Annotated in this window: 35 protein-coding genes; 18 read left to right on the top strand and 17 right to left on the bottom strand. The window is 73.3% G+C overall.

The window, feature by feature from the left end; genetic code table 11:
• Positions 1–31: 31 nt before the first annotated feature.
• A complete protein-coding gene (locus FHU28_RS17360) occupies positions 32–799 on the top strand; it encodes a class I SAM-dependent methyltransferase (RefSeq protein WP_184685492.1) in 768 nt (255 codons plus the stop codon).
• Here FHU28_RS17360 and FHU28_RS17355 read toward each other — a convergent pair whose 3' ends face one another.
• Positions 800–1726 (bottom strand): LysR family transcriptional regulator, encoded by a 927-nt coding sequence (locus tag FHU28_RS17355; protein ID WP_184685490.1) that lies wholly within the window; start codon positions 1724–1726, stop codon positions 800–802. It lies immediately after the preceding gene.
• A 113-nt stretch (positions 1727–1839) separates the two neighbouring features.
• Here FHU28_RS17355 and FHU28_RS17350 point away from each other — a divergent pair, with 113 nt between their 5' ends.
• Both FHU28_RS17350 and FHU28_RS32725 read left to right on the top strand, forming a co-directional pair.
• Positions 1840–2655: an MFS transporter gene (locus tag FHU28_RS17350; RefSeq protein ID WP_311773608.1), complete on the top strand. Its 816-nt coding sequence runs from the start codon at positions 1840–1842 to the stop codon at positions 2653–2655.
• The gene (locus FHU28_RS32725; protein WP_311773607.1) at positions 2586–3077 is read left to right on the top strand and encodes an MFS transporter; all 492 of its coding nucleotides are present in this window, start codon (positions 2586–2588) and stop codon (positions 3075–3077) included. Before FHU28_RS17350 ends, FHU28_RS32725 begins: the two co-directional genes overlap by 70 nt.
• Before the next feature lie 17 nt (positions 3078–3094).
• Here the strand turns inward: FHU28_RS32725 and FHU28_RS17345 are convergent, their stop codons facing one another.
• The 3 genes from FHU28_RS17345 to FHU28_RS17335 all read right to left on the bottom strand — a co-directional run bounded on the left by FHU28_RS17345 (position 3095) and on the right by FHU28_RS17335 (position 5419).
• Positions 3095–3739: an alpha/beta fold hydrolase gene (locus FHU28_RS17345; protein WP_184685488.1), complete on the bottom strand. Its 645-nt coding sequence runs from the start codon at positions 3737–3739 to the stop codon at positions 3095–3097.
• Between the two features lie 39 nt (positions 3740–3778).
• The gene (locus FHU28_RS17340; RefSeq protein WP_184685486.1) at positions 3779–4753 is read right to left on the bottom strand and encodes a DUF1152 domain-containing protein; all 975 of its coding nucleotides are present in this window, start codon (positions 4751–4753) and stop codon (positions 3779–3781) included.
• An 84-nt stretch (positions 4754–4837) separates the two neighbouring features.
• Positions 4838–5419 (bottom strand): carboxymuconolactone decarboxylase family protein, encoded by a 582-nt coding sequence (locus FHU28_RS17335; protein WP_221453226.1) that lies wholly within the window; start codon positions 5417–5419, stop codon positions 4838–4840.
• Between the two features lie 62 nt (positions 5420–5481).
• On the opposite strand from FHU28_RS17335, the gene FHU28_RS17330 reads away from it, so the two are divergent.
• Positions 5482–6138, top strand: a complete 657-nt coding sequence (locus tag FHU28_RS17330) for an HAD family hydrolase (RefSeq protein ID WP_184685482.1) — start codon at positions 5482–5484, stop codon at positions 6136–6138.
• Here the strand turns inward: FHU28_RS17330 and FHU28_RS17325 are convergent.
• Positions 6135–6800 (bottom strand): NAD(P)-dependent oxidoreductase, encoded by a 666-nt coding sequence (locus tag FHU28_RS17325; protein WP_184685480.1) that lies wholly within the window; start codon positions 6798–6800, stop codon positions 6135–6137. The two genes, FHU28_RS17330 and FHU28_RS17325, sit on opposite strands and share 4 nt — an antisense overlap.
• A 61-nt stretch (positions 6801–6861) precedes the next feature.
• Between FHU28_RS17325 and FHU28_RS17320 the strand changes: the two genes are divergently transcribed.
• The gene (locus FHU28_RS17320) at positions 6862–7251 is read left to right on the top strand and encodes a winged helix-turn-helix transcriptional regulator (RefSeq protein ID WP_311773606.1); all 390 of its coding nucleotides are present in this window, start codon (positions 6862–6864) and stop codon (positions 7249–7251) included.
• 10 nt (positions 7252–7261) lie between these two features.
• Entirely contained in the window at positions 7262–7867 is a 606-nt protein-coding gene (locus tag FHU28_RS17315; protein ID WP_184685478.1) for a YdeI/OmpD-associated family protein, read from the top strand.
• Between the two features lie 6 nt (positions 7868–7873).
• Here the strand turns inward: FHU28_RS17315 and FHU28_RS17310 are convergent, their stop codons facing one another.
• Positions 7874–8749 carry an alpha/beta fold hydrolase gene (locus tag FHU28_RS17310; RefSeq protein ID WP_184685476.1) on the bottom strand — a complete coding sequence of 292 codons (876 nt, stop codon included), beginning with the start codon at positions 8747–8749 and terminating at the stop codon, positions 7874–7876.
• A gap of 115 nt (positions 8750–8864) precedes the next feature.
• Here FHU28_RS17310 and FHU28_RS17305 point away from each other — a divergent pair, with 115 nt between their 5' ends.
• A complete protein-coding gene (locus tag FHU28_RS17305; RefSeq protein ID WP_184685475.1) occupies positions 8865–9089 on the top strand; it encodes a hypothetical protein in 225 nt (74 codons plus the stop codon).
• Positions 9090–9103: 14 nt separating this feature from the next.
• On the opposite strand, the gene FHU28_RS17300 is transcribed toward FHU28_RS17305, so the two are convergent.
• A complete protein-coding gene (locus tag FHU28_RS17300; RefSeq protein WP_184685473.1) occupies positions 9104–9568 on the bottom strand; it encodes a MarR family winged helix-turn-helix transcriptional regulator in 465 nt (154 codons plus the stop codon).
• Between the two features lie 112 nt (positions 9569–9680).
• Between FHU28_RS17300 and FHU28_RS17295 the strand changes: the two genes are divergently transcribed.
• The 5 genes from FHU28_RS17295 to FHU28_RS17275 all read left to right on the top strand — a co-directional run bounded on the left by FHU28_RS17295 (position 9681) and on the right by FHU28_RS17275 (position 13325).
• Positions 9681–10457 carry a hypothetical protein gene (locus tag FHU28_RS17295; RefSeq protein WP_260413047.1) on the top strand — a complete coding sequence of 259 codons (777 nt, stop codon included), beginning with the start codon at positions 9681–9683 and terminating at the stop codon, positions 10455–10457.
• A gap of 53 nt (positions 10458–10510) precedes the next feature.
• Entirely contained in the window at positions 10511–11254 is a 744-nt protein-coding gene (locus tag FHU28_RS17290; protein ID WP_184685471.1) for an SAM-dependent methyltransferase, read from the top strand.
• 174 nt (positions 11255–11428) lie between these two features.
• Positions 11429–11926: a YcxB family protein gene (locus FHU28_RS17285; protein WP_184689648.1), complete on the top strand. Its 498-nt coding sequence runs from the start codon at positions 11429–11431 to the stop codon at positions 11924–11926.
• A 41-nt stretch (positions 11927–11967) separates the two neighbouring features.
• Positions 11968–12288 carry a PadR family transcriptional regulator gene (locus tag FHU28_RS17280; RefSeq protein WP_184689646.1) on the top strand — a complete coding sequence of 107 codons (321 nt, stop codon included), beginning with the start codon at positions 11968–11970 and terminating at the stop codon, positions 12286–12288.
• A gap of 32 nt (positions 12289–12320) precedes the next feature.
• Positions 12321–13325 (top strand): hypothetical protein, encoded by a 1005-nt coding sequence (locus FHU28_RS17275; RefSeq protein WP_184685469.1) that lies wholly within the window; start codon positions 12321–12323, stop codon positions 13323–13325.
• A gap of 12 nt (positions 13326–13337) precedes the next feature.
• On the opposite strand, the gene FHU28_RS17270 is transcribed toward FHU28_RS17275, so the two are convergent.
• On the bottom strand, positions 13338–14744 hold the full coding sequence (locus tag FHU28_RS17270) for an alpha/beta hydrolase (RefSeq protein WP_184685467.1): 1407 nt from the start codon (positions 14742–14744) through the stop codon (positions 13338–13340).
• Positions 14745–14945: 201 nt separating this feature from the next.
• Here FHU28_RS17270 and FHU28_RS17265 point away from each other — a divergent pair, with 201 nt between their 5' ends.
• The 3 genes from FHU28_RS17265 to FHU28_RS17255 are packed head-to-tail and all read left to right on the top strand — an operon-like array spanning position 14946 to position 15920.
• The gene (locus FHU28_RS17265; protein WP_184685465.1) at positions 14946–15140 is read left to right on the top strand and encodes a helix-hairpin-helix domain-containing protein; all 195 of its coding nucleotides are present in this window, start codon (positions 14946–14948) and stop codon (positions 15138–15140) included.
• A gap of 13 nt (positions 15141–15153) precedes the next feature.
• On the top strand, positions 15154–15534 hold the full coding sequence (locus tag FHU28_RS17260) for a VOC family protein (protein ID WP_184685463.1): 381 nt from the start codon (positions 15154–15156) through the stop codon (positions 15532–15534).
• Positions 15531–15920 (top strand): hypothetical protein, encoded by a 390-nt coding sequence (locus FHU28_RS17255; protein WP_184685461.1) that lies wholly within the window; start codon positions 15531–15533, stop codon positions 15918–15920. Before FHU28_RS17260 ends, FHU28_RS17255 begins: the two co-directional genes overlap by 4 nt.
• Positions 15921–15930: 10 nt before the next feature.
• Here FHU28_RS17255 and FHU28_RS17250 read toward each other — a convergent pair whose 3' ends face one another.
• From FHU28_RS17250 to FHU28_RS17240, 3 genes are all read right to left on the bottom strand, one after another.
• The gene (locus FHU28_RS17250) at positions 15931–16329 is read right to left on the bottom strand and encodes a VOC family protein (RefSeq protein WP_184685458.1); all 399 of its coding nucleotides are present in this window, start codon (positions 16327–16329) and stop codon (positions 15931–15933) included.
• A gap of 9 nt (positions 16330–16338) precedes the next feature.
• Positions 16339–17127 carry an alpha/beta hydrolase gene (locus FHU28_RS17245; RefSeq protein WP_184685449.1) on the bottom strand — a complete coding sequence of 263 codons (789 nt, stop codon included), beginning with the start codon at positions 17125–17127 and terminating at the stop codon, positions 16339–16341.
• A gap of 194 nt (positions 17128–17321) precedes the next feature.
• Complete coding sequence (locus FHU28_RS17240; protein WP_260413045.1) at positions 17322–17858, bottom strand: TetR/AcrR family transcriptional regulator; 537 nt, start codon at positions 17856–17858, stop codon at positions 17322–17324.
• A 67-nt stretch (positions 17859–17925) separates the two neighbouring features.
• Here FHU28_RS17240 and FHU28_RS17235 point away from each other — a divergent pair, with 67 nt between their 5' ends.
• The gene (locus tag FHU28_RS17235; RefSeq protein ID WP_184685446.1) at positions 17926–18330 is read left to right on the top strand and encodes a nuclear transport factor 2 family protein; all 405 of its coding nucleotides are present in this window, start codon (positions 17926–17928) and stop codon (positions 18328–18330) included.
• 104 nt (positions 18331–18434) lie between these two features.
• On the opposite strand, the gene FHU28_RS17230 is transcribed toward FHU28_RS17235, so the two are convergent.
• From FHU28_RS17230 to FHU28_RS17220, 3 genes are all read right to left on the bottom strand, one after another.
• Positions 18435–18803: a YciI family protein gene (locus FHU28_RS17230; protein WP_184685443.1), complete on the bottom strand. Its 369-nt coding sequence runs from the start codon at positions 18801–18803 to the stop codon at positions 18435–18437.
• A gap of 95 nt (positions 18804–18898) precedes the next feature.
• On the bottom strand, positions 18899–19051 hold the full coding sequence (locus tag FHU28_RS32720; RefSeq protein ID WP_260413043.1) for a hypothetical protein: 153 nt from the start codon (positions 19049–19051) through the stop codon (positions 18899–18901).
• Positions 19052–19375: 324 nt separating this feature from the next.
• Complete coding sequence (locus tag FHU28_RS17220) at positions 19376–20236, bottom strand: PhzF family phenazine biosynthesis protein (protein WP_184685441.1); 861 nt, start codon at positions 20234–20236, stop codon at positions 19376–19378.
• Between the two features lie 100 nt (positions 20237–20336).
• On the opposite strand from FHU28_RS17220, the gene FHU28_RS17215 reads away from it, so the two are divergent.
• Positions 20337–20804 (top strand): SAM-dependent methyltransferase, encoded by a 468-nt coding sequence (locus FHU28_RS17215; protein WP_184685439.1) that lies wholly within the window; start codon positions 20337–20339, stop codon positions 20802–20804.
• A 253-nt stretch (positions 20805–21057) separates the two neighbouring features.
• On the opposite strand, the gene FHU28_RS17210 is transcribed toward FHU28_RS17215, so the two are convergent.
• Positions 21058–21816, bottom strand: a complete 759-nt coding sequence (locus FHU28_RS17210) for a GNAT family N-acetyltransferase (RefSeq protein WP_184685437.1) — start codon at positions 21814–21816, stop codon at positions 21058–21060.
• Positions 21817–22141: 325 nt separating this feature from the next.
• On the opposite strand from FHU28_RS17210, the gene FHU28_RS17205 reads away from it, so the two are divergent.
• Positions 22142–22639, top strand: coding sequence for a DinB family protein (locus FHU28_RS17205; protein ID WP_184685435.1), 498 nt, complete (start codon positions 22142–22144; stop codon positions 22637–22639).
• Between the two features lie 9 nt (positions 22640–22648).
• On the opposite strand, the gene FHU28_RS17200 is transcribed toward FHU28_RS17205, so the two are convergent.
• Positions 22649–23026: an MmcQ/YjbR family DNA-binding protein gene (locus tag FHU28_RS17200; RefSeq protein ID WP_184685433.1), complete on the bottom strand. Its 378-nt coding sequence runs from the start codon at positions 23024–23026 to the stop codon at positions 22649–22651.
• Complete coding sequence (locus FHU28_RS17195) at positions 23019–23567, bottom strand: hypothetical protein (protein ID WP_260413042.1); 549 nt, start codon at positions 23565–23567, stop codon at positions 23019–23021. Before FHU28_RS17195 ends, FHU28_RS17200 begins: the two co-directional genes overlap by 8 nt.
• Positions 23568–23589 lie beyond the last annotated feature (22 nt).

The raw sequence follows: 23589 nt of genomic DNA, 5'->3' as shown, positions 1-23589 counted from the left end.
ACGAACGGACGACCGTGGGAGGATGCTCGGCATGCCGGGTCGTGCGTTGAGCTTCGGAGCGGCCGCGCAGGCGTACGAGCGGTTCCGGCCCGGCTATCCGGAGGAACTCGCCGATCTGGTGCTGGCCTACGCGGGCAGGCCCGTCCGGACCGCGCTGGAGATCGGCGCCGGGACCGGCAAGGCGACCCGGCTGTTCGCCCGGCGCGGCATCACGGTCACCGCCACCGACCCGGACGCCGCGATGCTCGCCGAGCTGCGCCGGCACGTGCCCGCCGACGTGCGGGTCCGGCAGGCCGCGTTCGAGGAGTTGCCCGCCGGCGAGCGCCACGACCTGGTGTACGCGGCGGCGGCGCTGCACTGGACGGTCCCGGACCGGCGATGGGAGCGGGTGGCCGCGCTGCTGGCGCCCGATGGTGTGTTCGCCTCGTTCGGCGGGCCGCTGCGGCTGGCCGACCCGGCCCTGCGCGACGCGGTCGCCGCCGCCCGCGCCGAGTACCTCGCCGACGACGAGATCCCGTCGCCGGACGGGACGTCACCGGCGGCCGAGATGCAGTGGCCCGGCACCGAGCTGCGCGCCTCCGAGTGGTTCACCGACGTGCGGCAGACGGCGATCGAGCGCCGGATCCCCATGAGCGCCGACGACCTCGTCGGTCTCCTGTCGACCGTCTCGGCCTATCTCGAACTGCCGCCGCCGGTACGCGAACAGGTGTTCCGCCGCGTCCGGGACGTCCTGCCCGGCACGGTCGAGGTCACCGCCGACGTCACGGTCCACCTGGCGCGGCGAGCACCGCAGCCCTGATCATGCGGCCCACGAGGGCCGCCAGGCCGGCCCGGTCAGCGGCGGTAGGCCCGCGAAGTGGCGGATCACCGGCCGCAGCCCCGGGTGCGGGCCGGTCCGGGGCAGCATGAGGTTGATCGGGTACGCGAGCGCCGGACCCGTGATCGGGATGCGGCGCAGGTCGTGGTCGGCGGGCCAGAGGTAGCGGTCCCGGGCGCCGACGAGCGTCGCCACGTCCGCCGAGTCCGCGAGCGTGTCGAGGAGCACCTCGGTGCCGAAGTTCGGCCCGGTCGCGTCCACCCACAGGTCGAAGGCGTCGGCGAGCTGCTCGTAGAACTCGCCCCACTCGCTGCCCGGCACGATGCCCGGCACCCGGAGCCGGTGTCCGCGCAGCTGGGACGGCGTGAGCGTGCGCGCGGACGCGAGCGGATGCCGGGGCCCGGCGAGCAGTTGCAGCGGCGAGTCGAAGGCGCGGACCATCCGTACCTCGGGCGGCAGCGCGGCCGGGTCGGTGACGGTGCGGAACGCGGCGTCCACGTCGCCGGCCCGGACCGCGGCGGCGACCTGCCGGGGATCGTCGACCCGCAGCGTCACCACGTCGAGGTCGACGCCCGGGTGGGAGCGCCAGTAGTCGTGCAGCAGGACGGCCTGCGCGCTGCGCAGGCCGAGCACGTCGACGCGCGGCGCCCGCGCGCCGGGCCGGACCGCGGCGACCGCGCGGTCCGCGCCCGCGACGACGCCCCGGGCGTGCGGGAGGAATGCCCGGCCGTCGCCTGTCAGCTCGACGCCCCGGGGTGTACGGGTGAACAGCCGCACTCCCAGCTCGCGCTCCAGCGCGGCGATCCGCTTCGACACGGCCTGCTGGGTGACGCCCAGCTCGTCGGCGGCGTGCCGGAACTGCCCGAGTTCGGCCGCCCGCACGAACGACCGCACCGCCTCGCTGTCCACCGGCCCACAGTAGGCGGCTCCAGCCGATGGTTGTGGCGCGCCGGGCGGCGGTTGTTTGCTGCGGCACCCGCGCGGCCGGTCTGATGCGCGGGGCATCGGTGACGGGGGCGGGCGTGCGGAGACGGGGATCGGATTTCGGGTGGCTGTGGTCGGCCTACGCGGTGAGCACGTACGGCACCTGGCTGGCGTTCGGCGCGTTTCCGCTGATCGCGGTGCGGGTGCTTGATTCGTCGGCGTTCGCGGTGTCGCTCCTGGAGGCGGCCGGGCTCGCCGTGGCGGCGGTGCTGGCGGTCCCGCTGGGCCCGTGGGTGGCGTACCGGCCCAAGCTGCCGGTGATGGTCGCGACGGATCTGGTCCGGTTCGCGGCGCTGGCGAGCGTGGCGGCCGCGTACGCGCTCGGGGTGTTGTCCTACGGCCAGTTGCTCGTCGTCGCGGTGGTCTGCGGGACGGCCGGCATCACGTTCACCGCCGCGTCCGGGGCGTACCTGAAGAGCCTGGTCCGCGGTGATCGGCTGCTGGCGGCGAACGGGCGGTTCGAGGCGACGAGCTGGGCCGCGACGGCGGCCGGGCCGCCGCTCGGGGGCGCGCTCGTCGGGCTGCTCGGCCCAGTCGTCACCATCACCGCCGACGCCGTGAGCCACCTGCTGTCGGCGCTCGCGGTACGGCGGATCCGAGTCGGCGACACGGCGGCGCCCCGCGTCCCGGCGGGCAGCTCGCGTGCCGCTGACCTGGGCGTGGGCTGGCTGTTCGTGCGCCGCGACCCGGTGCTGTGGCGGCTGTTCCTCAACTCGGTGCTGGTCGGCGGCCTGATCATGGCGACCGCGCCATTGCTGGCGGTGCTCCTGCTGGGTGAGTACCGGTGGCGGCCTGGCAGTACGGGCTGGTCTTCGGCGTCTCCGCGCTCGGCGGCGTGCTCGGCGCACGACTGAGCCCGCGCCTCGTGCGGCGGTACGGGCAGCAGCGGGTGACGACGGTGTCCGGCTGGCTGCGGTCGATCGTTCCGCTCGGTCTCGCGTTCACCCACCCGGGGACCACCGGACTGCTGACCGTGATCGCCGTCGAGTCGGTGCTCATCACGTGTATGGGCGTGTTCAACCCGATCTACGCGACTGAGCGCCTGCGTCGGACCCCGCAGGCGCACACCGCACAGGTCCTGACCGCGTGGAGCGTCACCGGCCGGCTCACCCAGGCCGCGTTGATGACCCTGTGGGGCGTCCTCGCCACCGTCGTCGGCCCGCTCGCCGCGATCACCGCGTCCGGGGTGCTGCTGCTCGCCACGCCGCTGCTGCTGCCGACGCGTCGGCGCACCCGCGACCCGGAGCCCGCGCGCCCGGCCGCTGCGGTCTCCTGAGCCCGGCGGCCGGAGGGTCAGGCCGACAGATAGGCGGTCAGCCGGTCGGCGAGCGGACCCGGACGGCTGAGCGCCACCGCGTGGCCACCGTCGATCTCGTCCGGCACCACGCCGAGCCGGTCGGCGGCCACCCGGCGTTGGAAGTCGGCGGGGAAGAACCGGTCGTCGCGGCCGATCAGCACCGCCGTCGGCACGTCCGGCCAGGCGGCCGGCGGCCACGGCTCGTCCCACTCCGCGCTGACCTGCTCCCGGCCGTGCGACGGCGCCTCGGCGACGATCTCGGCCGGCACGCCGTTGTAGAACTGCTGCTCCTCGCTGAGCCCCTCCGGCTCGCGGTAGCCGGTGTTGCCCCACCAGTCCCCCGGCTTCTCACCGGGCCGCGGGATCATCGGGGTGAGCAGGACCAGCAGCCGCACCGGCAGCCGGTCGGCGACCAGCGGCGCGGTGAACGCGCCGTACGAGTGCCCGACCACCACGAGGTCGTCGCGATCGCCGACAGCGTCGATCACCGCCTGGCGGAAGTCGGTGAACCCCGCCGACCGGTCCCCGATCGGCAGCTCCGGCACCACCGCGTCGTGACCCCGCGCGGCCAGCTCGGGAACCAGCAGATGCCAGTCCCACGTGCTGCCCCCGCCACCGTGGATGAGCACGAACGTCGTCATGCCCGGACCCTCCCACACGGGTACGACATGCCGTGGCCGTCAGTGCGGATACGCCCGGGGGACCCGGGTGGCCCGCAGCTCGTCGCGGAACGCCTCGATGCGGGTGATGACCTGACGCCGCCCGATCGTGTTCTCGATCCGGTCGAGGTAGAGGCAGCGGGCGGCGAGCCGGGGCAGGTCCACGGAGAAGTAGATCGCCATGAGGGGGTTGACGAACAGGTCGCCGTGGCCGGTGCGCCGGCTGAACCGTACGTCTCCGCACGCGCCGCCGGTGGCGGCGGCGATCTGCCCCTGGACGATGCTCGGCCGGTGCGGGGTGGCGACCTGGGCCTGCGCGACCGCCTCACGGTAGAGCATCGCCTCACGGCTGGAGCCCGGAATGGACAGCGCGCCGAGGTAGCCGCCCTCCCGGTCGAGCGCGGCCAGGTTCTCCAGCACCTCGACGTGGTTGACGCCGTCGTGCGCGTCGATGCCGAAACCGAGGCTGCTCACCAACCGGACCGGCACGTCCAGCCCGGCCACGGCGGCCAGGCTGGTGATGTCCTCCACCGGGGTGCCCAGGCCGCTCTCGTCGCCGCGCAACAGGATGTCGGTGCCGCCGTCGACGAGCACTATCGCGTCGACGTCGAGCCGGTCGACCAGGTGCCGGTACGCCTCGCGCAGCGGCTGCACGCCCAGCGGCGGGAAGGCGTACACGGTCGACGGCAGGTCCCGGCCCGCCAGCCAGCGGGCCAGGTGCCCCTCCGGGAAGTACCAGTCCGGGCTGAGGGTGTCCGGCCGGATCGCCGCGACGTGCTCGTGCACCCACACCTGCCGGTCGAGCAGTTCCAGCTCCGAGAAGGAGAGGCAGGCCAGGTGCACCCGCTTGCCGGCCTGCCACAGCGCCAGCGCCAGCGGCAGGCCGGCGTAGACGTCGAAGCCGCCACCGGCGCCGGCGATCAGGACGTCGCGTGCCGGAGCCAGGGCGGCGAACAACGGCGGAACGGCCAACGTGTACGCGGCGGTGTCGGTCACCAGATGATGATCTCCGCTCGCGTGCCGGACCGCTGCCCCGTGGCCGCCCGGTCGAGGCGCGGCCCGGGGTCGGGGCCCGCTCGCTCAGGCCGGGCGGCCGAAAGTCACCGCCTCCCGGACCAGCTTCGGGGCCTTCTCCGCCAGTTGCGCGTCCGGGCGCGCGCCGAGCGCGTCGTTCACAGTGGAGAAGGCCAGCCGGAACGCGATCAGCGTGGTGGCCTCGAAGATCTCGCGATCGTTCAGGCCGGCGTCGCGCAGGCGTTGCGTGTCGGCCTCGGTGGTGGCGTTCGGGTCCGTCACGACCCGGCGGGACCAGTCGGCCAGCGCCGTCTCCCGCTCGGACAGGTCCGCCTCGGCGCCACGCAGCACCCCGGCGGCGGTTGTCTCGTCGCTCATCCCGGCCAGCCGCGCGCCCCAGGCCAGCGCGCAGTACGAGTCCCCCCGGGCCGCGGCGGTGGCGGCGACCAGCACCGCCACCTCCCGCGCGGACAACGTGGACTCCGACAGCAGCTCGGTGCGCGTGTTCTGGAACGACATCAGCACGTCGGGACGCCAGCACCAGACGCGGGTGAGGTTGTTGACGTAGCCGTCGGAGGAGAGGTCGTCCTCGTACGCGGCTTTCGCCGCCGGGCTCTGCGGTGGTTCGGGAAGGAAGGCGGAATTCATGCGGGCAGTCTGCGCCACCCGGTCGCCCCCCACAGACGGATCAACGACAGTACGATCCGCTGATGATCCAGGCGGTCTTCTTCGACGTGGGCGGAACGATCCTCGACGAGACCCGCGAGTTCGCGACCTGGGCGGACTGGCTGGGCGTACCCCGGCACACGTTCTCCGCGGTCTTCGGCGCGGTGATCGCCCGGGGCCTGGACTACGAGGAGGTGTTCCGGGCGTTCCGGCCGGACTTCGACCTCACCGCCGAACTGGCCCGCCGGGTCGCGGCCGGTGACCCGGAGTCGTTCGGCGAGCAGGACCTCTACCCGGACGCGCGAGCGTGCCTGACCGCCCTGAAGGACCAGGGTCTGCGCGTCGGTCTGGCCGGCAACCAGCCGGAGCACGCCGAGGCGACGCTGCGGGCGCTGGACCTGTCGGTGGACGTGATCGGCACGTCGGCGGCCTGGGGCGTGGCGAAACCGGCGCCGGAGTTCTTCGCCCGGGTCGTCCAGGAGAGCGGCGGCGACGTGTCCACCATCCTGTACGTCGGTGACCGGCCGGACAACGACGCCGCCCCGGCGATGGCCGCCGGCATGTCGGCGTGCCTGATCCGGCGCGGACCGTGGGGCCACATCATCGACATGCCGGACGTGGCCGACCGGTGCCTGTTCCGCATCGGCTCCCTGGACGAGCTGCCGGGCCTGGTGCAGCGGCACAACGCGGCGGGCGGCTAGCCCGGGGCGTCGGCGAAGACCGAGACCCGGGTGCGGTGGTGGCGCGGCGACTCGATCTCGTCGACCACCGCGACCGCCAGATCGGCGTACGACAGGTGCGCCGACGCCGGGGCGCGCTCGCCGCCGAGGCGGTACCGGCCGGTGCGGGGACCGTCCACGTTCAGCGCTGCGGGCGGGGTGAGCACGAGCCAGTCGACTGTGGTGTCCGCCGCGCGGAGCCGGTCCAGGCCGGCGGCGTGGCTGAGCGCGAAATGCCGCAGCTCGGCGGACAGGACGGCCGGGTCGTCGTGGAGGGGCCGGCCGTGCGCGTCGGTGAGCGTGGCGAACAGGCCGATCGCCACGAGCCGGGGCACGCCTGCGCGGGTCAGTCCGTGCAGCAGCGCGTCGGCCGCCCGGACGAAGAACTCCGGATCGAGGCCGATGGCGGCGAGCGCGTCCGGCCCGGACGCCGGGCTGACCGCGTGGACGACGGCGTCGTGCCCGTACCCGATCGAGGTGACCGTCTCCGGGTCGGTGACATCGCCGCGTACCGCGGAGGTGAGGTCGCGATGGCGGGCCGGATCGCGGACGACGGCGGTGACGCGGTGGCCACGGCGGTGGGCCTCGGCGGTGATCGCGCGGCCGGCCCGGCCGCCCGCGCCGAAGACGGCGATGCTGGTCATGGCGCGACGCTAGAGCGCCGGGTGCCGGTTACCGCAACGGTACCGGCGTTACGCTCGGGCGGTGACGCCGCTCGATCCGGACATGTTCCATCCCGCGTGTCCGTCGCGGGTGATGCCGCTGCGGATCGGCGACAAGTGGACCGCGATGGTGGTGCTGTGCCTGGAGCACGGGCCGCGCCGGTTCACCGAGCTGCGCGCGCCGCTGCGCACGATCACGCCGAAGGTGCTGGCCGAGACGTTGCGGGCGATGGAACGCGACGGGCTGGTCACGCGTACCGCCTACGACGAGAACCCGCCGCGCGTGGAGTACGCGCTGACGCCGCTGGGCCGCAGCCTGCTGACGCTGGTCGCGGCCGCCCGGTCGTGGAGCGAGGAGCACCTGGACGAGCTGCTGGCGGCCCGGAAGTCGCACGAGCGGCGGGCGGGCGCCGATGTCGTACCCCCGGCATAGTCTGCCGGTCATGGGAACCGCCGAGCTGGACGACCTGATCGTGGCCGACGCGGACGCGCTGCGCGTGTGGCTGTCCGCCCACCACGACACGTCGCCCGGCGTCTGGCTCGCCCTGACCCGCAAGGGCGGCACGCTCACCACGCTGACCTGGCAGCAGGCGGTCGACGAGGCGTTGTGCTTCGGCTGGATCGACGGGCAGGCCCGCAAGCGCGACCACGAGAGCTCCTGGATCCGGCTCACCCCGCGACGGGCACGCAGTGCCTGGTCTCAACGCAACGTCGCCAACGTGGCCCGGCTGGAGGAGCAGGGGCGGATGACACCGGCGGGCCGGGCCGCGGTGGAGGCCGCGAAGGCGGACGGCCGGTGGGCGGCGGCCTACGCGCCACCGTCGGAGGCCGAGGTGCCGGCCGACCTGCTCGCCGCCGTCGCCGCCGAGCCCGCCGCCCAGGCCATGCTCGACGTCCTCACCAGCGCCAACAGGTTCGCGCTCATCCACCGGCTCAACGCGGTCAAACGCGCGGAGACCCGCACGCGCAAGATCGGCGAGTTCGTCGCCATGCTGGCCCGCCACGAGACGTTCTACCCGCAGAAGGCGAAGCCGCCGGCCACGCCGTGACCCGGCTCACGAGTGGTCCCGGACGAACGCGTGCATGAGCGCGGCGCACTCGGCCGCGTGCGTCTCCAGCAGCAGGTGGCCGCCGTCGAGGATGTGTGCGTCCATCCGGTTCAGCACCCGGTGGTAGGCGAGCACCTCCTCCACGTCGAAGTACGCGTCGTGCCGGCCCCACAGCACGAGCGCCGGCGGCTGGTGGGCGCTGTGGTACTCGGCGATCTCCCCGAACCGGGCGACATGGTTCGCGTAGTCGGTGAAGAGCGCGAACTGCGCCTCGACGTTGCCGGGCCGGGTCATCCGCTCCCAGTCCAGGTGCCACGCCTCGGGCGCCTGCAACGGCCGTACGTGTTCGGGCAGCCCGGCGAGGTACTGGTCCCGGGTGCCGGCGAAGGTCAGCCAGTCCGGCAGCGCGGCGCGGGTGGCCTCGCCCGGGTCGGCCCAGTACGCCCGCGCGGTGTCCCACTGCGCGCCGAGCCCGTCGGCGTGCGCGTTGCCGTTCTGCACGATCAGGCCGCGGATCCGTTCCGGAGCCCGCAGGGCCAGGTGATACCCGACCGGCGCGCCGAAGTCGTGCAGGTAGACGAAGAAGCGTTCGACGCCGAGCATGCCGAGCAGGCGCTCGACGGTCCACGACAGGTTCTCGAACGTGTAGTCGTACCGGGCCACAGTGGGCGACGACGACATGCCGAAGCCGGGCAGGTCGGGCGCGAGCACGTACGCGACCTCGGCGAGCGCGGGCATGACCTCGCGGAACGTGTGCGACGAGCTGGGGAATCCGTGCAGCAGCAGCACCGCCGGGTCGCCGGGGCGTCCGGCCTCGCGGAGGAACACCTCCAGCCCGTCGACGTCGGCGTGCCGGTGGCGGATCTTCTGACTGGCGCGCATCACCTCATCCTGGCGGCCCGGCCGCGCCCGTACGGCCGATTCCGGCAGCCACGACGACCGGCGGGGGCGACCTGGGCGTACGCTCGAACGAGCCGACGGCAGGAGGTCGCCCGCGATGATCCCGGTGCTGATCCTGTTCGGGGTTCTCCTCGGGCGCTGGTGGCGGTCGTCGCTCGTCGCCGCCGCGCTGGGCTGGCCGGTCCTACTGGTCGCGACCGATGTGATGGACGCCGACGTCGGGCTGCTCGGCGCGGCCGTGCTCGCCGTCGCGAACTGCGGCGCCGGCGTGCTGCTCCATCAGGGAGCCCGCCTGGCGATCCGGCGGCTTCGGGCGTCCTGAGGCGGGTCCGTGCGCTACACGGTGCCGCCGGTGTTCCGGATCATCTGCCGGAGCACCTTGAGGGTGGTGACGTAGTCGGCGTCGTCCACGCCCTCGTGGATGCGGGCCCGGATCCCCGGCGCGTGCTGCTTGAGGCGGAGCCGGGCGTCCTCCCCCGCCTCGGTGATCCGCAGCCTGCCGTCCGCGTCGCGGGTCAGCCAGCCGCGCTCCAGCAACACCTCCGCCTCGGAGTCCAGATCGTCCTCGGCGCGCAGGTAGGAGCGCATCGCCTGCCGCAGCTCGGGGACGGTCAGCCCGCCACCGCCTGGTAGAAGGTCGTTCGTGGACAGGTTGCGCAGGAGCCAGAACTGTGGCTGGGTGAAGCCGTGCACGGCCTGCTGGGCCCGGGTGAAGGCGATCAGCGACTCGTACGCGACGCCCGTCCAGTAGGCGGCCGGCTGGCCCGCGAGTTCGGCGTCGGACAGGTGCGGCGTCGTCATGGTGATCTACCTCCGGCAGTGGTCGGGTGAGCACGACGCTAGGACCTCAACCACGCTTCAGATCAAGTCGTGAGGGGCGTCGCGTACCTGTCGATGACGGCATGATGGGCCGATGCGGGTAACGATGGCCACCGACGCGGGACATCCGGGGCGCAGCAACGAGGACTTCGCCGGCGCCGTGCCGTGCGGCATGGTCCTGGTCGACGGCGCCGGCGGCATCTCCGGCGTGGAGAAGGTCTGCCGCCACGGCGTCGCCTGGTACGCGACCCGGCTCGGTGGTGCCCTCCTCGGCGCGCTGGACCAGGAGCGCAGCCTGCGCGACGTGCTGGCCGAGGGCATCGAGTGGGTCACCGACGCGCACCGCGACACATGCGACGTCACCCATCCGATCAGCCCGTTCGCGGCCGTGGCGATGCTCCGGTTCTCCGGCGGGACCGTCGAGCACCTGGTCCTCGGCGACGCGGTGGCGGTCGTCGGCCGGGCGGCGGGTGAGCCCGTCGTCGCCCACGATCCGCGCGAGGTGGTGATCGCCCGGTCCTTCGAGGAGCGGCTGAAGGACGTGCCCGAGGACAGCGACGAGTACCGGCGGCTGTTCATGGAGCTGCGGGCAAGGCGGAACAGCCCGGGTGGGTTCTGGGTCGCGAAGGACGACCCGCGGGTGGTGGACGAGGCGGTCGCCGGCAGCAGCCCGGCGGACGACGTGACCGTGGCGGCGCTGCTCAGCAACGGCGCGAGCCGGCTCGTGGACACGTTCGGGCTCTCCGACTGGGCAGGGCTGCTGCGCCTGCTGGAGACCGACGGCCCCGCCGACGTCATCCGCCGGGTCCGCGAGGCCGAGGCGCGCGAGGGCGTCGGCGCCGACGACGCCACGATCGTCTGGCGGCACTGACCGGCGCGGCCACCCGCGTGCGCGGGCCCGCCGTCCTCGTGTTGACTGCGGCGATGGACCGTCAACGCCTGAGCAGCATCGCGCACTCGCACCACCCGATCGCGGCCCCGATCTCGGGCCTCAGCCTCAACCGGCTGCTGCGCCGGGCGGGCCGGCGGCCGGAGGCCCGGATCCTCGACCTCGGCTGCGGTGAGGCCGCCTGGGCGTTGCAGGCCCTCGCGCACTACCCGGACGGGCACGCCGACGGCGTGGACCTCAGCCCGTACGCGCTCGAACGCGCAGCGGACGCCGCCGCCGAACGCGGCCTCGCCGAACGGCTCACCCTGCACGAGCGCGACGCCCGCGCGTACGTGCCGGACGGCGACTACGACCTGGTGCTGTGCGTCGGGTCGACGCACGCGCTCGGCGGCTTCAGCGAGACGCTGAGGCTGGCCGGCCGGCACGTGAAGGCCGACGGCATCCTGATGGTCGGCGAGGGGTTCTGGCAGGTGCCGCCGACGCCGGGGGCGCTGGCGGCGCTGGGCGCGAAACCGGACGACCACGCCGACCTCGCCGGCCTGGTCGACGCCGCCGAGCAGGCGGGCTGGGCCCCGGTGTACGCGCACGTCAGCGACACCGCCGAGTGGGACGACTACGAGTGGTCGTGGACCGGCTCGCTCACCGAGTGGGCGCTGGACAACCCCGGTCACCCGGACGCCGCCGGGGCGCTGACGGCCGCCCGCGAGCACCGTGACCAGTGGCTGCGCGGGTACCGGAACATGCTGGGCTTCGTGACGTTCGTGCTGCGCCGGATCTGAGACCTCAGGAGCCCAGGTGGCGCTGCGACCGCCGACCTCAGCGGGCCGGCCCGAGCCGCCGGGGTGCGGAGAACCGCGCCCCCGCCGGTCACCGGTAACGTGGAGCCGCACGTCCTCGCGGGGCAGCGCTCCCGCCGTCCAGAACACGAGTCCGGTGGGTGGTCCTCGGTGCCGATGCAGATCCGTTTCGCCGTACCGGCCGACCCTGCCTATCCGGCCCGCGTGGCCGCCGCGCTCGCCGCCGCCCGGCTGCGCCGGTTCGGCTACATCGGCGCGGTCCTCGCCGCGATCGGGGTGATCGGCTGGGTCGCCTCCCAGGCGTCGGACCGAGGTGGCCGGTTCGCTTCGCTGTGGACCGCGTTCATCGTGGCCGGCGTGCTGTCGATGCTCTACGCGCCGTGGGTGCGGTGGCGGGCCCGGCGCCGCTCCGGCGGCTACGCCGTCGAGGGCGGCTACGACATCGACGACCGCAACATCATGATGCGCAGCGGTCCGGAGTCCGGCGGCATCGCCTGGGACGGCGTCGAGCGGGTCACCGAGACCCCGGACTTCTGGATCGTGTACGTGGGACGCATGCCGGCCACGGTGATTCCCCGGTGGCTGATGTCCGCCGAGGACGCCGGGACGCTGCGCGCCTTCATGACGGAACGCGGACTGCTCGGCAGCCATTGACGATGTATTGATCGGCTATATATGTTGCCTCGGTGAGTGAGATGCGCGAGGCGACCTTCCTGATCCTGACCGCGCTGGCCGACGAGCCGCGCCACGGCTACGGGATCATCCAGGAGGTCGCCGGCCTGTCCGGCGGTCGCGTCAACCTGCTGCCGGGCACCCTCTACGCCGCCCTGGACCGGCTCGCCGCGCAGGGCCTCGTCGAACTCAGTCACGAAGAGGTGGTCGACGGCAGGCTGCGCCGCTACTACCGGCTGCGCGCCGACGGCCAGGCCGAGCTGGCACGCCAGACCGAGCGGCTGCGGCAGCTCGCGTCCGCCGCCGAGACCCGGCTGCGCGCCCTGCGGCCCCGCCCCGCCTGACCCCCACCGTCGCGGCCCCGTAGGGAGAACCCATGCACCGCTGGCTGCTGCTGGCCTACCCCCGTGACTACCGCCGCGCGCGCGGGGCCGAGATCCTGGAGACGGTACGGGACGTCGGCCCGGCACACCGCCGTACCCGGGTGGCGGCGAATCTCGTACGCCATGGTCTGCGTGCCCGGCTGGGACGGCCGGCGAGCCGTTCCGTGGTGGCCTGGGCGTCGGTCTTCGCGGTGGCCTGCGGTTTGTTCGCCGCGTCGTTCGGCACCTGGCTCGCCTGGCTCGGCTCCCGTCCGCTCGACCACCGGGACCTCGCCGCCGTGGTCGGCCAGCTCTACCCGGACCGGCAGGTCAGCCACATCGACCAGGACGACCCGTCCGCCGTGTTCCTCATCTACGGCCACCCGCTGGACCAGGATCTCGTGTCCGAGCTGCTGCTCGGCGACGGCGGCGAGTACGCGCTGGCCGAGCTGACCGCGTCGTTCGACCAGACGCCGGCCGCCGGCCTCACCGAGCTGCGGCAGCGCCTGGACGCCGCCGGGTGGGAGCACAGCGAGCCCGTCCACTCCGACGCCACCGTGTACGCCGAACGCGGCGACCACATCCTCGCTGTGCAACTCAACGCCGAGGGCTCGATGAGCCTCACCCTCAGCCGCGCCACCCCCGGCGCCGCCCACCCCGCAGGTCTGCTCGCCTTCGCACTGGGCACTGTCGGCGGCTGGGTGCTGTTCGGCTGGGCCAGCCGGCGCACCGAGGGACGACGCCCGCTGGTGCAGGGGCCGGCGAAGGTCCTGTACGGCGTCGCGATGGTGTTCTGGGCCGCGCCGATCCTGCTGAGCGCGCCACTGATGCTCACGCACCACCTGGACGAGCCGCATCCCCGCTGGCACGTGCCGTGGGAGTGGCTCGGCCAGCCCACCATGTCGCTGCCGTTCCTGCTCGGCGCGGTCCTGCTGCTGCTCGCGCTGGGCCTGGCGGCGCTGCCGCACCGGCGGCCGGCCGACCCTACGCTCGCCGGGGCGCCGGGCCGGGCCGGCTAGCAGCGCGCCGGGTCAGCCCGCCGGGCATCGCGCGCCGGGGGCGGGCAACGTCAGGTCGACGAGGTACCTGTCCACCACCGCTTCCGTGCAGTCGTTGCGCTGGTAGGTGCCGTGGCCCCAGCCCTCGTAGGTGACCAGACGTCCATGCCGGCCGAGTTGCCGGGCGACGTTCACCGCCCAGGCGTAGCCGGTGCGGGGATCGTGCCGGGCGTTGAGCAGCAGCAGCGGCGTGCGGGTGTGCACATTCAGCGCGTGCGGCGGGTTGCGGACCGGGGACGGCCAGCCCAGGCAGATCTGCACGGCCAGCAGACCGGCGCCGTACCGGACGTCCGGGGCGACGGCCACGGCGTCCCGGACCAGGCCGGCGTAGTCGGTGTAGTCGCGCACCCGGGCCGGCCAGTCCGCGCAGAACGCCGCGACCGAGAGCGGGAGATTCACCTCCGGTGGCGGCGCGCCGGCGTCCATGTCCCGCACGATCACCGCGAGTTGCGGCCAGCGAGGGCCGGCGAGCAGGCCGAGTGCCACGGCGGTGACGTCGAAGGCGGTACGAGGGGTGTACTCGCCACGGTCCGCGCGGGCCAGCACCCGCGCCCACACCGACCGCACGTCCCTTTCGTGGAGCGCACAGTCCGCCGACCTGTCGCACCAGGAGACGAACTCGTCGAACGAGTCCTGCAACGTGGCGGCCTGCGTCCGCACGAAGGACCGCACGTCGAGGCTGTGGTCGAACACGCCCTCCAGCACGACCGCCCGCACGCGGCCGGGATACCGCTCGGCGTACTGCTGGCCCAGCAATGTGCCGTACGAGCTGCCGTGGAAGGACAGCCGCCGCTCCCCCAGCGCCCGCCGTAACGCGTCGAGGTCACGGACGGTGCTGAGCGTGTCGGCGTGGTCGAACACCGGGCTGGTCGGGCGGCACCTGCCCCACAGGGCCTGGTTGTACGCCACCGCGGCGTCGAAGTCGGCCTGACCGGTCAGCGGGACGGGCGGCTTGCGTAGCGCCGGATCCGGCGTGCAGACGGGCGCGGCCGTGCGGGCCACGGAGCGCGGGTCGAAGCTGACCAGGTCGAACCGATCCAGCAACTCGCCGCTGAACCGGTCGCCCTTACGGATGCGTTCCACCCCCGAGTCGCCGGGGCCTCCCGGCCCGAAGACCAGCATGCCCACCCGCCGCTCCGGCGCTCGCGCGAGCCGGCGTGCCACAGCGAGTTCGAACGTCGGGCCGTTCGGCCGGTTCCAGTCCACCGGCACGCGGAGCCGGGCGCATCGCACGCGCTCATCCGGCGGGACGTTCGGCAGATCGTCGGCGCACTCGCCCCAGACGAGCCGCTGCGGCGGACCATCGGCGCGCGCCGCGCCGGGCAGTCCCGCCAGGACGGTGAGCGCGGCCAGAGCGACGGCCACGGTACGTCGGAACACGGCGCCTCCCGGTGTGTGGATGTTCGTCGATTCTTCAGCGGCGTCCCACCCGAGTCCTATACGGAAACGCCCCGATATGCCCATCGGGCCTTCTCCCCGAGTCCGCCCTGAGGGCCACATGAAGGGGGACGAGTTCGCGTCCGGGGCGGCCGGGCGCTCGCCGGGGCATCGGGCTCGGCGCCGGCGGTCTAGCATCGGGCGATGACGTCGTCCCTGGACAGTCTGCCGAAGATCGGCGCGCCGGCGACGCGGGCGCTGACCGCCGCCGGCTACACCACGCTGCGCCAGCTCGCCGGGGTGCCGCGAGCGGAGCTGGCCCGCTTGCACGGCATGGGGCCGAAGGCGCTGGACGTCATCGAGGCCGCCCTCGACGAGCACGACCTGCGGCTGAGCTGACGAGGTGATCGCGATGCCGCTCGGGCGGCTCCACCACCTGATCGTCGACTGCCCGGATCCGATGACCGAGGCACGCTTCTGGAGCGCGGTCCTCGGCGACCCGGTCACGTACGCGGACGACGACTTCGCCGTGGTGTCGGCCAGTACGGCGGCGTCCGGGCTGGCGTTCCAGCGCGCCCCCGAGCTGACGCCGCCGACGTGGCCGGAGCCGGAAGTGCCGCAGCAGATGCACCTCGACGTGATGGTCGACGACCAGGACGCGGCGGGCGCGGCGGTGCTCGCACTGGGCGCGCGGCGGCTGCAGGGCGACCACGTGTACGCCGATCCGGCCGGTCACCCGTTCTGCCTGATCCGGCGTCCCACCTGGGCGTCGCCGGTGGGCGGGTCCGCGTGAATCCACCTGTACGCCGGGTCCGCACCTACCACTGGGGTGCCGTCTACCTCAGCGACGCTCACTGCGAGGCCGATTTCGACATCGACTTCCACGCCGCTGACGCGCCGGTGCTCGCCACGACGCACCACGTCGCGGTCCTGGTCGCCTCCGCCGCCGTGGCGGACGAGGGAAAGGCAGATGTCACCCTCGACATCCGGGCGACGTCGCAGCGCGTCACGGGGCATCCGTACGAGGCGGCCCTGGACGTCCCCTCCGGACGGCTTTACGTCGGCGACGCCGACGACAACGACGAGATCGAGTTGGCGCCGGGCCGCTGGCTGTTGCAGTTCGCCGTGGACGACGCGACGGAGGCCCGCCACGTCGAGTTGGTGGTGTCACCGCTCTGACCGGACACCGTCACGGCGCCTCCTGGTAGGAGATGAACTCCAGCAGGCTTCCGTCCGGGTCGCGGAAGTAGACGCTGGTCCCGGCGCCACCGGCGCCGACCCGCCGGACCGGTCCGGTTTCCACCTCGACGTCGTGCCGCCGCAGGTGCGCCACCGCCTCCTCGATCGGCCCCGCCCAGACGAGGCAGATGTCGCTGTTGCCCGGGCGGACCGGGACGCGGGCGACGTTGCCGCCGAGGTCGAGGCCCGGCCCGTGCACGCTCAACTGATTGGGGCCGATCCGGAAGGCGACGCGGTCGCCGCCGGCGCCGATCACCTCGGCGCCGACGACGTCGCGATAGAAGTCGGTGGCGGTCCGCCAGTCGGACGCGGCGATGACGACGTGGTCCAGTCCGGTCACGGGCGCCATGCGATCACCCTATTGGCCGGACGGCGTCCGCTCCCCCGGATCCGCCGAGGCCGCCGCCGGTGGGCCAGCCTTCAGGTGCCGGGCGAAGAACCGGTTCGCGGCCTCTCCCTCGAACCACGGGACGCCGGTGTGCCCGCCCATGTTGGCGTGCAGCGTCTTCTCCGCCGAGCCCAAGGCGTCGAACAGGTCCAGGGCCATCTGCCGGTCGTTGCCCTCGTCGTCCCACTGCAGCAGGACGTGCAGCGGAATGGTGACCCGCCGGGCTTCGGCGACGATGGCGCGCGGCACGAAACTCCCGGCGAACAGGAGCGCGGCCACGATGCGCGGCTCGACCACCGCCAGCCGTACGCCGATCGAGATCACCCCACCGGCGTACCCGGCCGGGCCGCCGACCTCGGGCAGCGCGAGGAGCGCGTCCAGCGCGGCCCGACACTCCGGGACCGCCTTCTCCACCAGCGGCAGGACGAGCCGGTCGACCACCTCGTCGGCGACCGGCTCACCGGCCGCGAGTGCCCGGCGCAGGTCGGCGCGGGCCTGCTCGGCGGCGGCGGACGCGGGCCGGTCGCCGCTGCCGGGCAGTTCGATGGTCGCGGCGGCGAAGCCCTGCTCGACGCAGCCCTGCGCCCGGGCCACCAGGCGGGGATACATCCGGCGCAGCCCGCCGGGGTGGCCGAGCAGGATCAGCGGGACCGGCTCGGACGCGGGCGCGGGCGTCCACAGGATGCCGGGGATGCCGCCGAGGGTGAACTCGCGTTCGCGGACGCCGTCGGCGAGGCGCTGTTCGGAGATGAAGCGCATGGTCGTGCCTTTCGGGAGTGCGACGGCGCTCCCGGACGACCTATCGCCCGGCCGTGACCCCCGAGGGGAGCACCCATGTCGATACTGCGGTCACGGGTACCACCTCCCTCGTCCTCCGGCACGGCCACCGGCAAGCTAACAGTGCTCGCCGGGGCCGGACAACCGGTTATCGCGGCGTGATCGGCGCCGGACCGTCAGCCGCGCTCGAATCCGGCGAAGACGACCGCCAGCGTCCGGGCTTGCAGATGCTCGTCCCATCCACCGTGCAGTGCGCCCTGGCACATGGAGGCGAGCAGCGCCATCACCTCGGGCAGCCGTACCGAGTCGGCGACGGTGCCGGCGGCTTGGGCCTGTTCCAGCAGCCTGCCCATCGCCTCCTCCAGGTGACCTACCGCGTCCGGAAGCCGGATGTCCACCCCGGATCCGGCGAGCAGTTCGACTGCCGTCTTCTTCGCGGCGGCCTGCGCCACCGTGTGTCGGAAGAACCCGAAGAGGTCGCGCCGTCCAGCCTCCTCGGCGAGCTGCGCGAGCAGTCGCTTCATGAGCGCGGCGAGCAGGTCCTCCTTGGTGGGGAAGTGACGGAAGACCGTGCCGATGGCGACGCCGGCCCGGCGGGCCACCTCCTCGGTGGAGGCACGTGCGCCGAACTCGGCGAAGACCGCCTCGGCGGCGTCCAGGATGCGTGCCCGGTTGCGTTGCGCGTCGGCGCGCAGGGGCGGCCCCTCTACCAAAGTGAGCCTCCACTCATTATTCTGTGTGGCACAAGTCGAGTCACGACTCATTATCGCGGAGGCCGGCGTGACACCGCAGCAGATCTTCGAGAGCATGTGCGCCCGGTGGCTGGCGAACCTGCCCACCTTCGAGTCAGATTCGCTGACCGACGACGTGGTGATCGAGACGCCCTTCGCCGCGCCCGGCCACCCGACGCGCACCGAGGGGAAGCAACCTGTTCTCGCGTACACGCGAGCGGGCCGGGCGTCGTTCCCGGTGCGGTTCGAGGAGTGCCGCGGCGTGGTCGTGCACGAGACCGCAGATCCCGAGGTGATCGTGGTCGAATACGAACTCGTCGGCACGCACACGGTGACCGGGGTGACCGCCTCCGCGCCGTTCATCGGGGTGTTGCGGACCCGGGACGGCAAGCTGGCCCACTGGCGCGAATATCAGCACACCCTCGCCATCGCTCAGGCCGCCGGACAGGCATGAGCATGCGGCCGCAGGGGTGTCTCCGCACGAGGCCGGCGATCACGGTGGGCGTGACCTCCGTCCGGGTGCCCCGCCCACCCGTGATCGCGTCGACTTCGCGCCTGTCAGCGGCCCGCCGCGCGGAGCATCGCCTCGGTCTCGGGGTCGGGCATGATCTCCCGGACCTCCTGGGCGCAACGGCACGAAACCGCGATCTTGGCGGCCCACTTCAGCGCCTCGTCGCGTGAGGCCGCGTCGAGGACCACGAACCCGCCGATGACCTCCTTGGTCTCCGGGTACGGCCCGTCGGTGACCACCCCGTCGGTACCCACGATGCTCGCCTGCTGGCGTTCGAGCCCGGTGCCGTACACGAACACACCAGCGTTCACGGCCTCCTGGATGACCGCGTGCGCGTCCCTGCCCACCTCGGGCAGCTCCTCGGCGGGGATGTGGTCCATCGCGCCGTCGTTGAACGAGATCAGGTACCGCGGCATGCCATGACTCCCTTGTCCGGGCGGCCCGGTCCGGCCGCCTCTCACCCGTACGACGAACGAGCCGCCCCGGATCCGACGTTATGCCGCCGGTGGATTCACCGCGCTTCGAGGACGAAGAAGATGAAGCAGAGGAAAGCAGTACGGCCGTCGAGTTCCGGAGGCAGCAGCTCGCGCGGTGTGTCGGGCGAGAACGGCGGTTCGCTGAGCACCGAGAGGCGGAAACCGGCGTCGGTGAACGCCGTCGTCATCGCCTGCAACGGCCGGTGCCAGTAGGTGAGCGTCGCCCGCTGCCCGTCGAAGTCGTACTCCTCGGACCAGCTCGCGACGGCGAAGTAGTCGGCGTCCGGAAACGCGCCACCTCGCCGGGCTGGCGTCGAAGCCGGTCACGACGGCCCCGCGCGCGGCGAGCGCCTCGGACAGCGGCCCGGCGCCGCAGCCGGCGTCGAGGATCCGCCGGCCCCGCACGTCCCCGGCGAGTTCCAGCATCGCGGGCCGCTCGTAGTAGGCGTTGAACAGGCTGGACTCGTTCTCCGCCGCGTACCGCCCGGCGAAACCGTCGTAGTGGTCCGGCCTCACCAGGCTGCCTCCCCGGTGGGCGGGATGGGCACGGCGGTGCCGGTCACCGCGATCCCGGCGCCGGGATCGGCGGGGATGCCAACGGTGAGCAGGCTCGGGCGGCCCATGTCCTCGCCCTGCCGCACGGTGACCGTCGCGGGCGGTCGCACCAGGCCCAGCTCGCGCAGGTAGCCGCCGAACGCGGCGGCCGCCGCGCCGGTCGCGGCGTCCTCGACCACGCCGCCGGGCGGGAACGGGTTGCGCGCGTGGAACACCAGCTCGGACTCCCGGTGCACCAGGTCGATGGTCGTCCAGTCCCGCTCGGCCATCAGCGCGCTCAGCGCCGCCATGTCGTAGTCCAGGTCCGCCAGGCGCTGCCGGGTCGCGGCGGCCACGATCGGATGCCAGGCCCCGGCGTACGCGACACGCGGCGGCAGCGCCGGGTCGAGATCGCCCGGCGACCAGCGCAGCGCGGCGAGCAGCGCCGCGAGGTCGTCCACGGCCAGGGGTACGCTGCGCGGCGCGACGCTGGTCAGCGTGGCCGTGGTGATGCCGTCCGCCTGCACGCTCGTGGCGACCGCGACCAGCCCGGCGCGCGTGTCCAGGTGCAGCACACCGGGGCCGTGCCGCTCGGCGTAGGCGACCGCCGAAGCGATGGTCGCGTGGCCGCAGAACGGCACCTCCGCCTTCGGGCTGAAGTAGCGCACCGTGAACTGCCCGTCCCCGGCGGGCGCGAGGAACGCCGTCTCGGAGTAGCCGACCTCGGCCGCCACCTGCTGCATCTCCGCGTCGTCCGCCCCGGTGGCGTCCAGGACGACACCGGCCGGGTTGCCGCCGGCGGGGTCGGCGGTGAACGCGGCGTATCGGAGGATGTCCATGATCATGAGCCTAGCGGCGGCGGTCGACCGCGTGTGCCCCGTGACCTGCTGACGGCGCAGCGGGCCCTCGGGCCGGTCGACGCGGAACTAGTCTCCGGTCATGAGCGCCTTCGAGATCACTCCGATCGGCACCGTCCGCAACGATCGGACGGACATCCAGCACAGCGACAACTGGGGTGCCGTCCGCAGCACGATCGTCGTCGACGAACGCTTCGGCGAGGCGTGCCTGCAGGGCCTGGAGGAGTTCTCCCACGTGGAGGTCGTGTTCGTCTTCGACCGGCTCCCGGACGACGGCGACCACCGCGAGCCCCGTCCCTACCGGGGCCGGGCCGACCTGCCGCCGATGGGCGTCTTCGCCGGCCGTGGCCCCCGCCGGCCGAACCGCATCGGCGTGACGTGCTGCCGCATCGAGTCGGTCGACAGCCGTGAGCTGACGGTGGTGGGCCTCGACGCGGTGTCCGGCACGCCGGTCATCGACCTGAAGCCGGTGCTGAAGGAGTTCGTTCCCGCCGACGTCCGGCAGCCGGAGTGGGTCAGCGGCATGATGTCCGACTACTTCCAGCCGTAGCGTCGGCGCGGCGCGCGTGCATCCCCGTGCCGGCGTACCCGGCGAGGCGCACACCGCCTCGGCTGCCGATGCCGGTTCCGGTCGGCGAGTACGGTCGCTCCGGTTCAACGAGTTGCACCGCGCCGTGGAGGGCATGCTCACCATGCCCTCCACGGCGCGGTTCGTCAGCGACCCACCTGAGACGCCATGCGCTCCTCTGGCCGCATCAAGGTGCGGTGGCCGCGCACCCGCAGCCCGGGCTCCTCGTCAGGGCTCACCTCATGGCGATGTAGAGCCGTTCGCCGGCGGGCCGGTAGCCGACGCGCTCATAGACCCGCCACGAGTCCTCGCCGGAGGCCTCCAGCCAGGCGACCTCCGCGCCGGTGGTGAACAGTCGCCGGGTGATGTCCGCGGTGATCGCGGACGCCAGTCCCCGACGGCGGTAGGGCGGGCGCACGGCGATGCCGGCCACCTCACTGACCGCGTCGACGGGCTGGGCCGCCCCGCCACCTCCCGCGCAGGTGCCGTCCCCGGTGACGGCCATGACGGCCACGCCCCCGGCGTCCTGCTGGCGCCGCAGGCGAGCCACGTCGGCGTCGGAGGCAGCCGGCTCGCCGCCGAACGCTTCGTTCTGGGCGCTGATCAACGCGGCGCGCTGCGGATCGGTGTCCGGTTCCCGCAGGTCGAGGCGGGCCGGAGTCGGTGCTGCCGCCAGGGTGCCGGGCACACAGAGCAGATAGGTGTGCCGGGCTTCCACGGCGAAGCCGACGGCGGTCAGCAGCGCCTCCAGTCCGGGGGCGCACCTGGTGACGTACTCCAGGCGGGGTCTGCGACCGGCGGCGCGGAACGCCGCGACGAGGGCGGTGACGTCGGCCTCGGTGGCGGTGGTCCCGGGGCGCGGCGCGGCGTAGTTGATGTGCGGGCTGGTCGTTGTCGGGTCCAACCCGATCACGAACGGCCCCACCTCGACGGGCGCGGGCCGGTGGGACAGGTTGGCGACGACAGACTGCTGGATGCGGACATCCGTGTTCAAGGTGAACCTCGATGCATGAGAAGAGCTGCGATGGGCGGAGGAAACGTCGGGCCGCTCCACCGTGCCGCAGCCGCACGACGGTCATCCGTCGTGCGCTCGACACTCAGGCGGCCGCTCGGCCTACCCGGATCACAGGCGTCATTCCTTCATGCAGAGTGCCCACGCGCATCGCGGGGTCGACGGCAACCATTCCCCATCTGGCGCGAGTGTGTCAATCACCTTTCAACCAGGCACCTGACGCGGACCTGTCGGCCGTGCGGGCACCCCCGACACCGATCGCCGTTCGTCCGCCGGGTGGCGGGCGCCGATCTGGAATGCTTCCTCCATGCCGTCCTTCCCGCCCACCTTCTCCGCCGAAGTCGTCGCGCAGCCGGCCCAGGCCCAGCTCGAGGCGTTTCTCGACGAGCACCGCGACGCGCTCGACCGCTGCCTGGACGGACTGACCGAGGAGCAGGCGCGCCGATCATTGGTGGCATCCCGGACCACACTGCTGGGTCTGGTGAAGCACGCGACCTTCGTCGAGAAGGTCTGGTTCGACGAGGCCGTCACAGGCCGGTCGCGTGCCGAGATCGGCATCCCCGAACGGTCGGAGGACTCCTTTCTCCTCGACGCCGGCGACACGATCGCGGGCATCCGGCAGGCCTACCGCGACGCCCGCGACGTGTCACGCCGGGCGACCTCCACGCGAGGTATGGACGACATCCTCACCGGCCACCGGCGAGGCCCGCTTCCGCTGCGCTGGGTGTATCTCCACGTCCTGCGCGAGCTCGCCCAGCACTGCGGGCACGCGGACATCCTCCGGGAGCAGATCCTCGACGGATAGCGTGCGGGATCACGCGCCGGCGCCCTCGTCGGGTTCACCGGTGAGCGAGTCGGGGGCACGCATCCGCCACGCGTCGGTGACCAGTTCCGTCAGGCGCTCGACGCCGACGTGCGCCAGCCGCAGCATGACCAGGGGTGACCCGTCGTACGCGGGCGTGGTGAAGAAGAGGTCGGGCTCGCCGAGAAGCAGCGCCTGCTTCTCCGCCTCGTCGCCCACGTACAGCACGGCGATGTCGGTGCGGATGCGCCGCGGCTTCCCGGGCGTACGCTCGGGATAGGACCAGACGAACCCCTTGCCGGCGACCCGGAAGTCGAAGCCGTCACTGTCGATCTCGACCACGTGGGGCAGCGACAACGCCACCCGACGGACGTCGTCCGCGTCAACCATGACGGTCACCCCGGGACGCTCCCCCGTACAGGTGTACGCGGTGGTCGACGTCGCGGTCCGGCTGCCCGAAGGATGCCACCGCGCCGTGTCCGACGTGCACCAGCCACTCCTCGTAGTACCAGCTCGGATCGCACCCGCAGCCGGTGAACCGGAAGTTCGCCCGGTAGCGGCCGACCTGCCCCGGGGCGAGCGTGAACAGCCGCGCCGACGCCGACGGGCGCGGAAAGGCCGCCGACCCGGGCAGCCGGTCGACGACGATCGACGCCTGGTCACGCCCGAGCCAGAGCCCGGCCTCGCGGGCCAGCGCGACGTCCCCGGCGCGTACCCCGTCCCGGTGTCGGTAGCCGGCCGCCTGGTCGGCGAGCACGTCGTGGAGGACCAGGACCACCTCGCCCTCCGGCAGCGCCCGGGGCAGCGGCATCGCCCGCGCGAGCCCGCGACGGGCGTTCGCCGCGGGCGCACCGCGGGCGTCGGCGGTCCACCGGACGCGGACCCGCTGGATGAGGATCACCACCCAGGTGTACCCGCGCCCGCCCGGCACGCGCCAGCGGTATCCGGACCCG

The sequence above is a fragment of the Micromonospora echinospora genome (genome assembly GCF_014203425.1).
Taxonomy (GTDB): Bacteria; Actinomycetota; Actinomycetes; order Mycobacteriales; family Micromonosporaceae; genus Micromonospora; species Micromonospora echinospora_A.
The sequence above is the reverse complement of the archived record's forward strand: the minus strand, read 5'-3'. Positions and strand labels throughout refer to the sequence as shown.

Coding starts and splice junctions, on each gene's coding strand:
- FHU28_RS17360 (WP_184685492.1), top strand. CDS start 32: ATGCCGGGTCGTGCGTTGAGCTTCGGAGCGGCCGCGCAGGCGTACGAG.
- FHU28_RS17345 (WP_184685488.1), bottom strand. CDS start 3,739: ATGACGACGTTCGTGCTCATCCACGGTGGCGGGGGCAGCACGTGGGAC.
- FHU28_RS17335 (WP_221453226.1), bottom strand. CDS start 5,419: ATGAATTCCGCCTTCCTTCCCGAACCACCGCAGAGCCCGGCGGCGAAA.
- FHU28_RS17330 (WP_184685482.1), top strand. CDS start 5,482: ATGATCCAGGCGGTCTTCTTCGACGTGGGCGGAACGATCCTCGACGAG.
- FHU28_RS17325 (WP_184685480.1), bottom strand. CDS start 6,800: ATGACCAGCATCGCCGTCTTCGGCGCGGGCGGCCGGGCCGGCCGCGCG.
- FHU28_RS17315 (WP_184685478.1), top strand. CDS start 7,262: ATGGGAACCGCCGAGCTGGACGACCTGATCGTGGCCGACGCGGACGCG.
- FHU28_RS17310 (WP_184685476.1), bottom strand. CDS start 8,749: ATGCGCGCCAGTCAGAAGATCCGCCACCGGCACGCCGACGTCGACGGG.
- FHU28_RS17305 (WP_184685475.1), top strand. CDS start 8,865: ATGATCCCGGTGCTGATCCTGTTCGGGGTTCTCCTCGGGCGCTGGTGG.
- FHU28_RS17300 (WP_184685473.1), bottom strand. CDS start 9,568: ATGACGACGCCGCACCTGTCCGACGCCGAACTCGCGGGCCAGCCGGCC.
- FHU28_RS17295 (WP_260413047.1), top strand. CDS start 9,681: ATGCGGGTAACGATGGCCACCGACGCGGGACATCCGGGGCGCAGCAAC.
- FHU28_RS17290 (WP_184685471.1), top strand. CDS start 10,511: ATGGACCGTCAACGCCTGAGCAGCATCGCGCACTCGCACCACCCGATC.
- FHU28_RS17285 (WP_184689648.1), top strand. CDS start 11,429: ATGCAGATCCGTTTCGCCGTACCGGCCGACCCTGCCTATCCGGCCCGC.
- FHU28_RS17280 (WP_184689646.1), top strand. CDS start 11,968: ATGCGCGAGGCGACCTTCCTGATCCTGACCGCGCTGGCCGACGAGCCG.
- FHU28_RS17275 (WP_184685469.1), top strand. CDS start 12,321: ATGCACCGCTGGCTGCTGCTGGCCTACCCCCGTGACTACCGCCGCGCG.
- FHU28_RS17265 (WP_184685465.1), top strand. CDS start 14,946: ATGACGTCGTCCCTGGACAGTCTGCCGAAGATCGGCGCGCCGGCGACG.
- FHU28_RS17260 (WP_184685463.1), top strand. CDS start 15,154: ATGCCGCTCGGGCGGCTCCACCACCTGATCGTCGACTGCCCGGATCCG.
- FHU28_RS17250 (WP_184685458.1), bottom strand. CDS start 16,329: ATGGCGCCCGTGACCGGACTGGACCACGTCGTCATCGCCGCGTCCGAC.
- FHU28_RS17245 (WP_184685449.1), bottom strand. CDS start 17,127: ATGCGCTTCATCTCCGAACAGCGCCTCGCCGACGGCGTCCGCGAACGC.
- FHU28_RS17230 (WP_184685443.1), bottom strand. CDS start 18,803: ATGCCGCGGTACCTGATCTCGTTCAACGACGGCGCGATGGACCACATC.
- FHU28_RS32720 (WP_260413043.1), bottom strand. CDS start 19,051: ATGACGACGGCGTTCACCGACGCCGGTTTCCGCCTCTCGGTGCTCAGC.
- FHU28_RS17220 (WP_184685441.1), bottom strand. CDS start 20,236: ATGGACATCCTCCGATACGCCGCGTTCACCGCCGACCCCGCCGGCGGC.
- FHU28_RS17215 (WP_184685439.1), top strand. CDS start 20,337: ATGAGCGCCTTCGAGATCACTCCGATCGGCACCGTCCGCAACGATCGG.
- FHU28_RS17205 (WP_184685435.1), top strand. CDS start 22,142: ATGCCGTCCTTCCCGCCCACCTTCTCCGCCGAAGTCGTCGCGCAGCCG.
- FHU28_RS17200 (WP_184685433.1), bottom strand. CDS start 23,026: ATGGTTGACGCGGACGACGTCCGTCGGGTGGCGTTGTCGCTGCCCCAC.